This is a genomic window from Vulcanimicrobium alpinum, from assembly GCF_027923555.1.
Classification (GTDB): domain Bacteria; phylum Vulcanimicrobiota; class Vulcanimicrobiia; order Vulcanimicrobiales; family Vulcanimicrobiaceae; genus Vulcanimicrobium; species Vulcanimicrobium alpinum.
In genome coordinates, this window is record NZ_AP025523.1 from 3,277,447 (window position 1) to 3,290,723 (window position 13,277).

Below are 13,277 nucleotides of genomic sequence, written 5' to 3' on the forward strand. Positions count from 1 at the left end.
ATCACTCCGTCAGCGCCTGACGGACGATCCGCTCCTGCTCCACCGCGTGCGCTCCCGGATAGCCTTCCGAGGGGCTCGCGCGGTATGGGCGGCCGATGTACTCGAGGTCGGCGATGTTGGGCGGCAGATTCTCGACGACACGGCGCCGCACGTGCGCGCGGGCGCCCATGTTTTTCGGCTCTTCCTGCACCCAAATCGCGTGCTCGAGGTTCGGGTAGCTGCCGATCAGCGCGAGGATCTCGTGCCGCGGGAGCGGTGAGAGCATCTCGACCCGCGCGATCGCGGTGCGCTTCGCATCGGCATAGAGCGGGCTCGACGTCAGATCGTAGTAGACGTGGCCGCTGCAGAGCAGCAGGCGCGTCACCTCCGACTTGTCCGCCTTCTCGTAGCGCGGATCGTCGATCACTTCGCGGAACGAGCCGCCGGCGAGCTCGTCGATCGTCCCGTAGGCGGCGCGGTTGCGCAGCAGCGACTTCGGCGTCATGACGACCAGCGGGTAGGCCTGCTGCGCGCGCGCCTGCGCGCGCAGGAGATGGAAATACTGCGCCGCGGTCGAGCAGTTGGCGACGCGAATGTTGCCTTCCGCCGAAAGCTGGAGAAAGCGTTCGATGCGCGCGCTCGAGTGTTCGGGACCGGCGCCTTCGTAGCCGTGCGGGAGCAGCAGCGTCAGACGTGTCGACTGGCCCCACTTCGCGGCGCCGGCGGCGATAAACTGATCGATGATGATCTGTGCGCCGTTGTTGAAATCGCCGAACTGCGCTTCCCACAAGACCAGCGCGTGCGGAATCTCCGCGCCGTACCCGTATTCGAAGCCCAGGCAGGCGTACTCGGAGAGCGGCGAGTTGTAGATCTCGAACGACGCCTTGGCGTCGGCGAGGTGCTGGAGTGGAACGTATTTCGCGTTGGTCTGCGCGTCGTGCAGGACGGCGTGGCGGTGCGAGAAGGTGCCGCGCTCCGTGTCCTGACCGCTGATGCGGATCGGCGTCCCTTCGCTCAGCAGCGACGCGAACGCGAGCGCCTCCGCCAAGCCCCAATCGACTTCGCCGGTTTCGCGCAGCGCCTGCGTCCGCTTCGCGAACTGCGACTGCAGCTTCTTGTTGAGCGCGAAGCCTTCCGGAACGCTCACCACGGCATCGGCGAAGCGCATCAGCGTCGGCTTGTTGACCGACGTCTTCGGCATCGCTTCGCCGTGGTGCGATTTTCCGTTTGTGTGTCCAGCGCGCTCGAATTCGCCGCTCTTCACGCGGCGGTGCGCGTCGGTGATGCGCGCGGTCGCGACATCCTGCAATTCCTTGACCTGGTCCTGCGAAAGGATCCCTTGCGCGACGAGCTGCGCGGCGTAGAGTTCGCGCACCGTCGGATGAGCCTTGATCGATTCGACCATCTGCGGCTGCGTGTACGCGGGTTCGTCCTGTTCGTTGTGGCCGAAGCGGCGATACCCGATCAGATCGACGATGACGTCGCGCGAGAACTTGCGGCGATAGTCGATCCCGAGATGCACGGCGGCGATGCACGCATCGACGTCGTCGGCGTTGACGTGCACGATCGGCAGGTCGTAGCCCTTCGCGAGGTCGGAGGCGTAGCGCGTCGAGCGTGCTTCCGACGGATCGGTGGTGAAGCCGACCTGATTGTTGGAGATGATGTGGATCGTGCCGCCGGTGGCGTAGCCGGCGAGGCCCTGCAGGTTGAGGACCTCCGCGACGATGCCCTGCGCGGCGAACGCCGCGTCGCCGTGGATCAGGATCGGTGCGGCGACCTCGCTGTTGAGCGTCGGCGGGTTGACGGTGTGGTCGGTCTGCAGCGCGCGCGTCATCCCTTCGACGACGCCGTCGACCGCTTCGAGGTGCGACGGGTTGTGCGCGAGCTCGACTCGAATCTTCGTCCCGTTCGGCGTCTCGTATGTCCCCTCGGCGCCGTGATGGTACTTCACGTCGCCGGTCGAATCGCTGTCGGCCGATTCGGGCGAAGCGAGCTCTTCGCGCTGCGAGGCCTGCTCGAACTCGGCGAGGAGTTCTTCGTAGGGCCGGTTGACGACGTGCGCGATCGTCGAGAGGCGGCCGCGGTGCGCCATCCCGATCACGGCCGTCTGCGTCCCGTCCTCGGCCAGCATCGAGATCGTCTCTTCGAGCATCGGGACCATCACGTCGAGCCCTTCGATCGAGAAGGTCTTCTGCGACATGAATTGCTTGCGGAAGTAGCGCTCCATCGTCTCGACCTTGGTGAGACGCTGGAGCACCTGCACGCGGCGTTGCGGCGTAAGCGGACGCCGATGCATCCCCGTCTCGATGTACTCGCGCAGCCATTCGCGCTGCTGCGTGTTCGAGATGTGCTCGATCTCGTACGCGATCGTCGAAGAATACGTCTCGCGCAGCTTCGGCAGCACGTCGGCGAGCGTGTTGCCCGGCACCTTCACGCGCAGCACCGACGCGGGGATCGCGTGCATCATCGCCGGCGTGAGGTTGTAGGTCGCCGGATCGAGCGACGGATCTCCGGGAGGCTTCGAGCCGAGCGGATCGAGCGTCGCGGCGAGATGCCCGTGACGGCGGTACGCCGAGACGACCGCCATCCCCGCCGCGATCGCGCGCAGCATCTCCTCCGACGGCATCCCGGCGAACTCGCCGGCCTGCACCGGCGCGACGGCTTCGCGCGCTGCGGCCGGCGCGGCGGCGTTGGCGTCGGTCGCACTGCCGCGCACCGCCGCGGTCAGGCCGAGCTGCGAGAAGATCGTTTCGTAGAACTCATCGGCGCCTGCGAGGAGTTCGTCGACGCGCTTGAGATACTCGCCCGACTGTGCGCCTTGGACGACGCGATGATCGTACGTCGACGTCAGCGTCATCACTTTCTCGACCCCGAGCTGAGCGAGGGTCGCCTTCGGCGCGTGCGCGAGGCCCGGCGGATACGCAATCGCGCCGGCCGCGATGATCGCGCCCTGCCCGACCATCAGCCGCGGCACGGATGCGACGGTTCCGATCCCGCCCGGATTCGTCAGCGTGAACGTCGCGCCGGTCTGCTCTTCCACCGAGAGTTTGTTGTCGCGTGCTTTGGCGACGAGGTCTTCGTAGGCGTTGCGGAACGCGCCGAAGTCGAGCGAGGCGGCGTTCTTGATCACCGGCACGACGAGGAAGCGCGAGCCGTCCTTCTTCTGCGCGTCGACCGCGAGCCCGAGGTTGACGCCCGCGTCGATTTTCTGCGGCTTGCCGTCGGTGCGCCGGAACGACACCGTGATCGCAGGTTGTTCGCGCGCGGCGCGCGCCAGGGCGAACGCGATGATATGCGTGAACGACACTTTCTCGGTGCGTCCGGCGAGCTTCAGCGCGGCGTTGAGCTCGATGCGGCGCTGTTCGAGCGTGCCGACGTGCAGGGTGCGGAACGAGGTCGCGACCGGGATCGTTAGCGACTGTTCCATGTACTGAGCGAGCGTCGCGACCGATCCCTTGAGATCGCTGACCTTGGTTTGCGCCGCGATCGGCGGATACTGCACCGCCGGCGCAGCCGACGCCGCGCCGAGCCCGCCGGTGAACGCAATCTTCCCCGACGCGACCGCCGCTTCGACATCCTCGCGTAAGATCAACCCGTCGGGCCCGCTGCCTTGCAGTTTCGCCGCGTCGATGTGCAAGCGCTCGACGAGCCGCCGCGCGTGATGGCTCAGCACCCCGCCCTGCTTGCCGTTCGCCCGCGTCTCCGCCGGCGCCGTCGCCGCCCCCGCACTGCCGTAGCCCGACGGCGTCACCAGCGTCGCTTCGGCGGGGCGACCCGGCGGTGCTTCGACAGGCTCAGCCGGACGGGTTGCGCCTTCCGGCTTCGCCGCCGTCGTATCGATCTCGACCAGGACGCTCCCGACGTTGACCGTGTCGCCTTCGGCGCCGTGCACGGCGGTCACGATCCCGCTCGCGGTCGAGGGGACCTCGACGTCGACCTTGTCGGTCGTCACGTCGACTAAGGTCTCACCTTCCTCGACCCAGTCACCCGGCTTCTTGCGCCATTCGACGATCGAGCCTTCGCTGACCGACTCACCCATCTCGGGCAGGGTGACATTCACGAGCGTTTGCACACAGTTCTCCGGAACGATTGTTGCGAGGTTTTTCGGCAGAAGCGTCGCCCTCCATCTTACGCGCGCCGGATGACGAGGGGAAATACCGCCTCCCTATCGCAGGCAAAGGCAGCACCTATGGAACTCCGCGATCTGCGCTATTTCGTCGCCGTGGCCCAGCACCGCAGCTTCAGCCGCGCCGCCGACGTGCTGCAGATCGCGCAGCCGTCGCTGAGCGAACAGATCCGCAAACTCGAGGAGGAACTCGGCGCCCCGCTGTTCGAGCGGACCAGCCGCGGCGTCGTGCTCACCGACGCCGGCGAAGCGCTGCTCCCGAAGGCGCGCGCGGTGCTCGCGCAGGCCGACATCGCGGTCGAGACGGTGCGCATGGTCAACGACGGCGTCGCCGGCTCGCTGACGCTGGGCTTCATCGACTCGGCGGCGCTCGGGATCGTTCCGCCGCTGGTGCGCCGCTTCAACGCCGCGTATCCCAACGTGCGCCTGCACCTGCGCGAGCTGGGGACGCGCCAGCAGCTCGAGGCGCTCGAGGCCGGCGACATCGACGTCGGGATCGTGCGCGGTCCGGTATGGAACGCCGCCGTCGAGGGGGAGCGGATCGCGACCGAACCGCTCGTCGTCGCGCTCCCCGCCGGCCATCGGCTCGCCGCGGGCGAGGCGGTGCACCTGGCCGACCTGCGCGACGAGGGGTTCATCACCTACCCGGCCGATCGCGGCGCCGCGCTCTACGAAGAGACGCTGCGCTTGTGTCACGAGGCCGGTTTCGATCCGCGGATCGTCCAGGAAGCCAACGAGATCGCGACGATCTGCGCGCTCGTCGACGCGGCGCTCGGGGTCGCGATCGTGCCGTCTTCGGTCACCGTCATCGCACCGAGCGGCCTCGTCTACCGGGCCCTCGAGCCGGCCGCAGCGCTGGAACGGTGGGCGGTGTGGCGGGCGGGGGCGCAGACCGCGGTCGTCCGCGCGTTCATCGGGGCGCTGCGGCCGGAGAGCCGCACGTCTTCCCGCGCGGGATCGGCCTGATCCGCTGGGCTTTGTGCGGGGCCGCGCCGAACGACGCACGCGCTATGCGCACTTTGCTGATGACCCTCGCCGCGGCGCTCGCACTCGGGGGCGCCGCGCTCGCCCAGAGCCCGGCTCCCGACCCGTCGGCTGCGGCGAAGCCCTCGCCGTCGCCGACGACGGTCGTCCACATCAAGAACTTCGCGTTCGCTCCCGAGACGGTGACGATCGCCGCCGGAGGGAGCGTGAAGTTCGTCGAGGACGACGACACGCCGCACACGGTCACCGCAACCGACAATTCGTACGACTCCGGCAATCTCGACAAAGGCCAGAGCTTCACGCACGCGTACGAGAAGCCCGGGACGTACGCGTATCTCTGCGCGTATCACCCTTACATGAAGGGGACGATCGTCGTCAAATAGCACCCCGGCGGCGTGGTCTTCAGCAGCGAAGTCTTTCTCTTCGGCTTTCTGCCGCTGACGCTCGCGCTGTACTTCGCCGCGCCGGGTGCGCGGCTGAAGAACGTGGTGCTCGTCGCCGCGAGCCTCGCGTTCTATGGGTGGGGCGGCGGCGTCTACACGGCGCTGGTCGTCGGCTCGGCGCTGGTCAACTTCGCGTTCGGGCTCGCGCTCTCGCGTGCGTCGGGCGACGCGACGCGGCGGCGACGCGCGCTCGTCGCCGCCGCGGTCGCATTCGATCTCGCCGTCCTCGCGTGGTTCAAGTACGCAGGGTTCGTCGCGGAGAATCTCAGCGCGGCGGGACTGAACGTCCGCATCGCCGGCGTCGTGCTGCCGCTCGGAATCTCGTTCTTCACGTTTCACGCGATCTCGTACATCGTCGACGTGTACCGGCGCACGTCGGAGGCGCGGCGCAACCCGCTCGAAGTCGTGCTCTATTTCACGTTCTTCCCGCAGTTGATCGCCGGTCCGATCATTCGCTACAAGGACGTCGCGGGGCAGCTCGCGAGACGCACCGTGACGACGCCGGATTTCGCCTACGGCGTGCAGCGCTTCGTCGCAGGCCTCGGCAAGAAAGTGCTGATCGCGAACACGCTGGGGGCCTGCGTCGACCGCGTCTTCGCAACCGCCCCGGCCGACGTGTCGCGGCCGCTGGCGTGGTTTGCGCTCGCGGCCTACACGCTGCAGATCTACTTCGATTTCTCGGGCTACACCGACATGGCGATCGGCTTGGCGCGGATGTTCGGGTTCCGCTTTCTCGAAAACTTTGATTTTCCGTACGTCGCGGGTTCTGTCCGCGAGTTCTGGGGGCGCTGGCACATCTCGCTCTCGCGCTGGTTTCGGGACTATCTCTACGTTCCGCTGGGCGGCAACCGCGTCACGCCGTGGCGCGTCTACGTCAACCTCGCGATCGTCTTCGTGCTGTGCGGGCTATGGCACGGCGCGAAGTGGACGTTCGTGGTGTGGGGCCTGATCCACGGGCTCTTCCTGGTGCTCGAACGCGCCGGCTGGATGCGGCCGCTCACGTCGACGCCGGTCGTGCGTCATGTCTATCTGCTCGCGGTCGTGATGTTCGGCTGGGTGTTCTTCCGCTCCGACTCGTTCGCGTACGCGTTCGCGTTTCTGCGCGCGCTGGTGCATCAGGCGCCCGCGACGCGGCTCGGCTTCTGGGGCGTCGTCGATCGCGAAACGCTGCTCGCCTTCGCCGCCGGATGCGTGCTCGCGACGCCGTTCGTCGCGCAGCGCGTCGAAGCGTGGCTGGCGCGTTCGCGGCGCGGCGGATTGACGATCGCCGCGGCAGCGCTGCCCGCGTCGCTGGCGTGCATCTTCGTCGCCTCGGCGTCGAAGCTCGCGGCGGGGACCTACAATCCGTTCATCTACTTCCGGTTCTGAAGTGCCGCCGCAGCGATCGCCGCGCGACCTGATCGTCATCGGCGCGTTCGCGCTGCTGCTGGTGCTGCCGGCGGCGCTCGCGCTGCTCGGACGCGCCGGCGCCGACACCGAGTTCATCACCACGGTCGAAAACCGCCGCCCGTTCGTCGCGCCGCCGGTGACCTCGGGAGCGCTCGCGACCGGCGGGTGGGAACGCGACGCCGAACGGCAGATCGCCGATGCGTTTCCGCTCCGGAAACACCTCATCGAAGCCTACGACTACGTGAAGTACGCGTGGCTCGGCGACGGTGCGGGAAATCGCGTCCTGCGCGGCCGCGACGGCTGGTTCTACCTCGGTGACGAGGAGCTCACGTACCTGACGGATGCGTACGCGGTCGATGCGGTCGTGGCGCACCTCGCCGACGTCTATGCGGCGCGCTCGGCATGGTGCGCGCAGCACGGGATGCACTATGCGTTCGTGCTCGCGGCGAACAAGAGCACGATTTACCCGCAGTATCTGCCCGCCGGGCTCGCGATCGGGCCGCCTGCGGCCGATCGCCTCGTCGCGGCGCTGCGTGCGCGGGGCGTTCGCACGATCGACACGCGACCGCCGCTGATCGCGGCCGCGCGCGGCGGAACGCTGCTCTATTCAAAGGGAGACACGCACTGGAATGCCGAGGGAGCGGCGATCGCCGCACGCGCGATCGCGGCGAACCTCGGCGTGCGCGACCGCGTCGCAGCCGGAGCGATCCGATACGTCGACCGGCCCGATCGGGGCGACCTTCTGAACTTCGCCGGGATCGGTTCGTTCGTGAGCAATGACGTGCGCTTCGCGGAGTTTTCGCGCACGGCGCGCGACGTGCCGATGCCGTCGTACGGCGGCGATCCGGCGGCGGCGCGCTATAGCGCGCACGCGAGCGCGATCGACGATCCGGCGCTGCCGTCGGCGGTGATCTTCGGTGACTCGTTTCTCGAAGGCCTCGAACCGTTTCTCGCGGAGGATTTCCGGCGCGCGGTCTTCCTGCACCACATCTCGGTCGAGGACGTGCAGTTCGATCGCGCGATTCTCGGCGCCGAACGCCCGCAGATCGTGTTGCAGGAGCTGGTGGAGCGCAGCATCGTCTTCGGAGCTTCGTTTACACCTTAGGCGACGCGCTCGGCTGCGGCGAGGCGGAGGGAGCCGGAACGACGCGGCACGCGCCGGCGGCTTCGTCGTCGCCGAGGATGACGGTCAAGCGCGTTCCGCGCGGCAGCGTCACGTCGCGCCCGTGATGCAGAAACGCGTACGGACCCAGGACGTACCCGACGAAGGGGACGGCTCCCACGATCCCCGGGATGTTCTGCGATGCGCCCGTCGCGGTCGCGCGAGCGGCGCCCGCCCAATCGATCGTCGCCGGCACGTGCGCCCCGGCCGGCGTGACGAGATAGCGCGCCTCGAGGACGAGGTAGCCGCCGCGGCCGCCGCGCTCGGCGTGCTGCGCGATCGCGATGATGCCGTAGCCCGGGGTTTGCGCGGGGAGGATCGTCCCGTCGGGCGCAACGGCGTCGGCGGCCGTTCGGACCGCGAAGGGGTCGCCGGCCCGGGCGCGTGCGGTGTCGAGGTCGGCGGTGAGTTCGACTGCGGCGCGCAGGCAGGGCGGCCCGCTAAGCGGCGCGGCTCCCGGCAACGAGACGAGCGCGACGACCGCCGCGACGCATGCCGATTCAAGTCGGCGGCCGGACCAAAACGGAGTGCTGTTCACACGGACGCAGTGCGAGCGCCGAGAACCGTTCACCCTCCGCGACGCAACCGCACGCCCAGCGAGCGCGCACGAGCGTCGCAGCACCGGGCCCGGGATCGACGCCGTCGATGGCGTGCCGTGCGCGGCCGAGCTTCGCGGTCAAGTCGCGCAGCGTAACGTCATGGAGTCACGGCGTGTACTACGCACCCTCGCAGCAACGGTGGATGGGGTGTTCATCGTAGCAGGTGCCGCCCGTCCGGCAAAGCGGCCCAGCGTGCGATCGACGGCGCAAACGTCGCTGGGTCGGATGGCTTTGGGTTGCCTGCTTATAGGGCAGAAGAATACAGGCGATGGCCGTGCGTTCCTGCCTAGCGAGACGTGCGGCGCTTAGGATGCGGGCACGCGAGGCTTCTGTGGCCGCGCGCTCTCTCTATGTGGAGGTCATCAGTGGAAGATCAGAGACACGTTCGTCTCGCCCGCTTCGCCGCAATCGGCGGTGCCCTCGTGCTCGCGGCCGGGCTGAGTGCGTGCGGCGGCGGCACGCAGTCGTCGCTGCCATCGACGGGACAGCAATCCGGCGTCTTGTCAGGGCAGCGCTCCATCGAGTCGATCGAAGAAGCCGGCGACGTCACTGCAGCCGACGCGAATGCTGCTTCCGGCGCACGCACGATTTACCGGCATGCGCTCGGACGGGTAGGCGCGCCGGTAGCCGTGCCCGTGGCGACAGCGCCCGTGGGTTTCTTCGCGGACGAGCCCGGCGGCAATCTCCTCGACCATCATGGGCCGCGATTGGAGACCGTTATCTCGCATAACGTCTACATCAACTGCGGCAAGCCTCTCGACTGTTGGGGTGACCCGGCCGGCTTCCTGCAGAATCTCGCGCAGAGCAACTTCATCCACGTCGCCGATCAGTACATCGGACTTCCCGGCAGCGATCGCTACACGGTCGGTACGTCACAAAAACTCAAATACCCGACGCCGAACAACATCCTCTACGACGTCGACATCGAGACGATCGTGCATCACGTCGCGGCGAAGCTCGGCGCCGGCTACACGCACGAGTATCACGTGTTCCTGCCGCAAGGAACCGACGAGTGCTTCGACGGCGTGAGCGGCATCTGCTACTCGCCCGATAACCTGAAAACGTTTGCCTTCTGCGCTTATCACAGCTACGTCGATTTCGCCGATATCGGGCACATCTTGTACTCGGTGGAGCCGTATCAGGAGACGCCCGGCTGCGGGGACACGTATACGCCGACGAACGCCCCGAAGGGTTCCGGAGCTCCCCCGCACACGCTGACCGATTCAACCGCGACCGTCGTCTCGCACGAGCTGTTCGAGACGATCACCGATCCCAACGGCTCCGCATGGTTCAACGCCTTCGGATTCGAGATCGGCGACCTGTGCGCTTTCCATCGCAACGTCATCAACCTCAACGGCACCAACTACACGATCCAGCCCGAATGGTCGAACCGCGCGAACGCCGGCGCGGGCGACTGCGTCACCCATACGTGACATGACCGCATCGAGGGCGCCGCACTCGCTGCGGCGCCCTCACAGGCAAAACGCGAAGCTTTCTGCAGCAGGAGCGGCAGCCAAACGAGGCCTTGCTCCGGCTCGCGATGTCGGCATAGGATACCGCGAAGCGCCGCGCGTAGGCGCCGGGATGATCAAAGAGATGGCATTCGTTGCGTACTCTGTGCGCGACGTTCCGAAGGCCCGCGAGTTTTACCGGGACGTCGTTGGTCTGACGCCCAGCGAGATGTTCGGCGATCACTGGGCCGAGTTCAGCGTCGGCAGCACGACGTTCGGGATCGGGAACGGTGAGCCGCTCGGCATCATGCCGGGCACGTCGTTCGCGGCGACCTTCGAGGTGGACGACGTCGCCGCAGAGCGAAAACGGCTTGCCGATCGCGGGGTTGCGGTCACCGACATCAACGAGTCGCCGATGTGCTGGAGCGTGTTCGTTACCGATCCCGAAGGCAACCGGTTCGGTCTGCATCAGCGCAAATAACGACGCGACAAGAGACACGGCCGCCGTTGTGCACGGCGGCCGTTCTTCATCGTGGTGCCCAGGAAGGGACTCGAACCCCCACGACCTCGCGGTCACTAATACCTGAAACTAGCGCGTCTACCAATTCCGCCACCTGGGCGCGGACCGGAGACGGTTCAGCCTTCGCCGGTCGCGGACCTGCGTGCGGGCGCCAGGTGCGTGCGCAGCCAGAGCACGGGGATCACGCCGAGCAGCGCGATCGTCGCGAACGCGGTCCACGAAATCCGCAGCGACGTCGCGTCGGCGACGGCGCCGAAGACCGCCGGCGCGACGGCGGAGGCGCCGAAGATCGCCGTCAGCCCGATACCGAGCGCGCTCGCCGCGCGTTCCGTGCCGCCGACTTCGGCGAGCGCCGCGGCGAACAACCCGTTCCAGCCCGCGCCGCTCACGCCGAGCACGGCGGCGGCGACGAACAGCGGGATCACCGCACCGCGACCGAGGACCGCAAGCGTCCCCATCGCGAGCGACGCGAGCACGCAGATGATCGCCAGCGGGACGAGCCGTTCGCCGCCCAGCACGCGGTCGCTCACGTAGCCCCAGCCGAGCCGGCCGAACGTCGCGAAGACGTGCGCGGTCGCGAACGCGAGCGCCGCGATCCTCGCCGAGAGAGCGACGTCGGTGACCGCGGTGATGGTGAGAAACGCGTTGAGCGAGATCTGCGTGCTCACCAGCACCATGCACGTGAGCGTGACGCCGAGCAGCCGCGGATCGCGCGCCAGCGCGCGCATCCCGCGCACGATCGAGGCAAACGACGCAGGTTCGCCGCCGCCGGCATCCGCCTCGCGATACCACGCGTACGCGACGAGCGTGGGCACGATCAGCACGATCGCCGCGAAGACGAACGCCGCGCGCAAGCCGAACGCCGAGGCAACCAGCGGCAGCGTGAGCGCGCCGAACAATCCGCCGACCGGCACGCCCGTCTGCCGGATCCCCATCGCGAAGCCGCGGTCGCGATCGAAGTACGCAAGGATCGCGCGCCCTCCGACCGGCGTCGACGCCGCGTAGCCGACCCCGAAGACGAAGATCGCCGCGACGAGCCACGCATACGCCGGGATCAGCGGCACGGCGAGCAGCGCGAACGCCATCAGCACGCCCGACCACAGCACGAGCCTGCGCTCGCCCCAGCGATCGGTGAGCACGCCCGAGATCGCGGTGAAGCACATCGAACCGAGAAACATCGCGGTGAACACGACGCCGAGTTGCGCCTTGTTCAACGCGAACGTTGCCACCAGCACCGGCGAGAGCGAGCCCAGCGCCTGCTGCACCACGGACGCGCCGGCCTGCGCGCCCGTCATCAACGCGAGAACGCGCCAGCGTTCGCTCATGCGGTCATCGGCGATAGACCGCGACGAACGATGCGTCGCCGACCGTCCGTCCGGCGGCGTCGAGCGCTTCGACCCGGAACGTGTAGTGGTGCAGTTCGCCCGGCGGCGGACACGGACCGCCCCAGCCGGCGGTCCCGAAATCGTTCATCCCCGCAACGGCGCCGCGGGGCAGCAAGGGCCCGATCCCGCGCGCGCCGCGCGGGATGTTCGTCACGTTCCAATGCACCCAGCCGCCGGCCTTCGGCACGTCACGATCGATCACGGTGAGCCGCAGATGCTCCGTCGTGCGGGGCGCATTGCGCCACGTCAGCCGCGGCGCGCGGTTGGCGCCCTCGCAGCCGTCGGCGTTCCACACGAACGCACGCGGTACCGGTGCGCCGGGATGCACGTCGGGACTGGTCAGAACGAACGGGAGCATCGTGTTCTCCTCTAGGCTCGCTGCACGATGGCGATGCCGAGCGCGATCGAAACCAAACCGCCGAGATCGCGCACGCCGACCGGTTCGTGCAGGAGCAGCGCCGCGAGCGCGAGCCCGAAGACCGGCGTCAGAAAATAGTACGCGCTCACGCGCGATGCCTCGCCGTGCGTCAGCAGCCAGAACCACAGCAGCGAGGCGCCGAACGACATGACGAGCACGACGTAGGCGAACGAGACGAGAAGCTGCCACGTCCACGTCGCGTGCGGCGGCCCCTCGAACGCGATCGCGAGCGGGAGCAGCGCGAGCCCCGCGACGAGCAGCTGCAGCGCCGTCACGGCCCGCAGATCGAGACCGGCGCACCAGCGCTTGAACACGATCGTCGACGCGACGCTGCCGAGCACGCCGACGAACGCCGTCGCGATGTCGAGCGGATCCGCGGTCCCGCTCCCCGTGCGCACGATCATGATCGCGACGACCCCGCCGAAGCCGAGCAGCAGGCCGATCGCTTTTCGCACGGTCAGCGGTTCGTGCAGCAGCCACGGCGCGACGAGCGCCAGCGTCAGCGGATTCGTCGAGGCTACGATCGCGCCGACCCCCGATCCCATGTGCCGTAGCGCTTCGTACGTGCAGCCCAGGTAGACGGCGTTCGAAAGGATCCCGACCGCCGCGATCGCAAGCCACTCGCTGCGCCCGCGCGGCCAGCGGACGCCGAGCGCGAACGACGCCGCCAGTGCGATCGCGCCGGCGGTTGCGAAGCGCACGACGAGGAACCACAGCGGCGACGAGTCGAGGGCCCCAATCTTGCTGGGAACGAACGCCGACGCCCACAAGAAGATATAGAAGAGCGCCGCGGCGACCCCGAGAGTCCGCTGGTTCACCGG

General features: G+C 68.1%; 11 protein-coding genes and 1 tRNA gene. 6 read left to right on the plus strand and 6 right to left on the minus strand.

Annotation, left to right across the window (positions count from 1 at the left end):
- Position 1 precedes the first annotated feature (1 nt).
- Positions 2–4,051, minus strand: coding sequence for a multifunctional oxoglutarate decarboxylase/oxoglutarate dehydrogenase thiamine pyrophosphate-binding subunit/dihydrolipoyllysine-residue succinyltransferase subunit (locus tag WPS_RS16805; protein WP_317995608.1), 4,050 nt, complete (start codon positions 4,049–4,051; stop codon positions 2–4).
- Between the two features lie 117 nt (positions 4,052–4,168).
- On the opposite strand from WPS_RS16805, the gene WPS_RS16810 reads away from it, so the two are divergent.
- Genes WPS_RS16810 through WPS_RS16825 form a run of 4 tightly spaced genes read left to right on the plus strand, consistent with a single transcriptional unit; the run spans position 4,169 to position 8,026 of the window.
- Entirely contained in the window at positions 4,169–5,071 is a 903-nt protein-coding gene (locus WPS_RS16810) for a LysR substrate-binding domain-containing protein (protein WP_317995609.1), read from the plus strand.
- A 44-nt stretch (positions 5,072–5,115) separates the two neighbouring features.
- The gene (locus WPS_RS16815; RefSeq protein WP_317995610.1) at positions 5,116–5,472 is read left to right on the plus strand and encodes a cupredoxin domain-containing protein; all 357 of its coding nucleotides are present in this window, start codon (positions 5,116–5,118) and stop codon (positions 5,470–5,472) included.
- Between the two features lie 12 nt (positions 5,473–5,484).
- Positions 5,485–6,900 carry an MBOAT family O-acyltransferase gene (locus WPS_RS16820; RefSeq protein ID WP_317995611.1) on the plus strand — a complete coding sequence of 472 codons (1,416 nt, stop codon included), beginning with the start codon at positions 5,485–5,487 and terminating at the stop codon, positions 6,898–6,900.
- A gap of 1 nt (position 6,901) precedes the next feature.
- Complete coding sequence (locus tag WPS_RS16825) at positions 6,902–8,026, plus strand: alginate O-acetyltransferase AlgX-related protein (RefSeq protein WP_317995612.1); 1,125 nt, start codon at positions 6,902–6,904, stop codon at positions 8,024–8,026.
- On the opposite strand, the gene WPS_RS16830 is transcribed toward WPS_RS16825, so the two are convergent.
- Entirely contained in the window at positions 8,016–8,621 is a 606-nt protein-coding gene (locus WPS_RS16830) for a hypothetical protein (RefSeq protein ID WP_317995613.1), read from the minus strand. The two genes, WPS_RS16825 and WPS_RS16830, sit on opposite strands and share 11 nt — an antisense overlap.
- Before the next feature lie 483 nt (positions 8,622–9,104).
- Between WPS_RS16830 and WPS_RS16835 the strand changes: the two genes are divergently transcribed.
- Entirely contained in the window at positions 9,105–10,115 is a 1,011-nt protein-coding gene (locus tag WPS_RS16835; protein ID WP_317995614.1) for a hypothetical protein, read from the plus strand.
- Positions 10,116–10,266: 151 nt separating this feature from the next.
- Positions 10,267–10,614 (plus strand): VOC family protein, encoded by a 348-nt coding sequence (locus WPS_RS16840; RefSeq protein ID WP_317995615.1) that lies wholly within the window; start codon positions 10,267–10,269, stop codon positions 10,612–10,614.
- Positions 10,615–10,666: 52 nt separating this feature from the next.
- Here WPS_RS16840 and WPS_RS16845 read toward each other — a convergent pair.
- The 4 genes from WPS_RS16845 to WPS_RS16860 form a co-directional block, all read right to left on the minus strand.
- Positions 10,667–10,753: transfer RNA gene (locus WPS_RS16845), tRNA-Leu, on the minus strand.
- A gap of 16 nt (positions 10,754–10,769) precedes the next feature.
- A complete protein-coding gene (locus WPS_RS16850; protein ID WP_317995616.1) occupies positions 10,770–11,978 on the minus strand; it encodes an MFS transporter in 1,209 nt (402 codons plus the stop codon).
- A gap of 4 nt (positions 11,979–11,982) precedes the next feature.
- Complete coding sequence (locus tag WPS_RS16855) at positions 11,983–12,396, minus strand: YbhB/YbcL family Raf kinase inhibitor-like protein (protein ID WP_317995617.1); 414 nt, start codon at positions 12,394–12,396, stop codon at positions 11,983–11,985.
- 11 nt (positions 12,397–12,407) lie between these two features.
- Positions 12,408–13,274, minus strand: a complete 867-nt coding sequence (locus WPS_RS16860) for a DMT family transporter (RefSeq protein WP_317995618.1) — start codon at positions 13,272–13,274, stop codon at positions 12,408–12,410.
- Between the last annotated feature and the right edge of the window lie 3 nt (positions 13,275–13,277).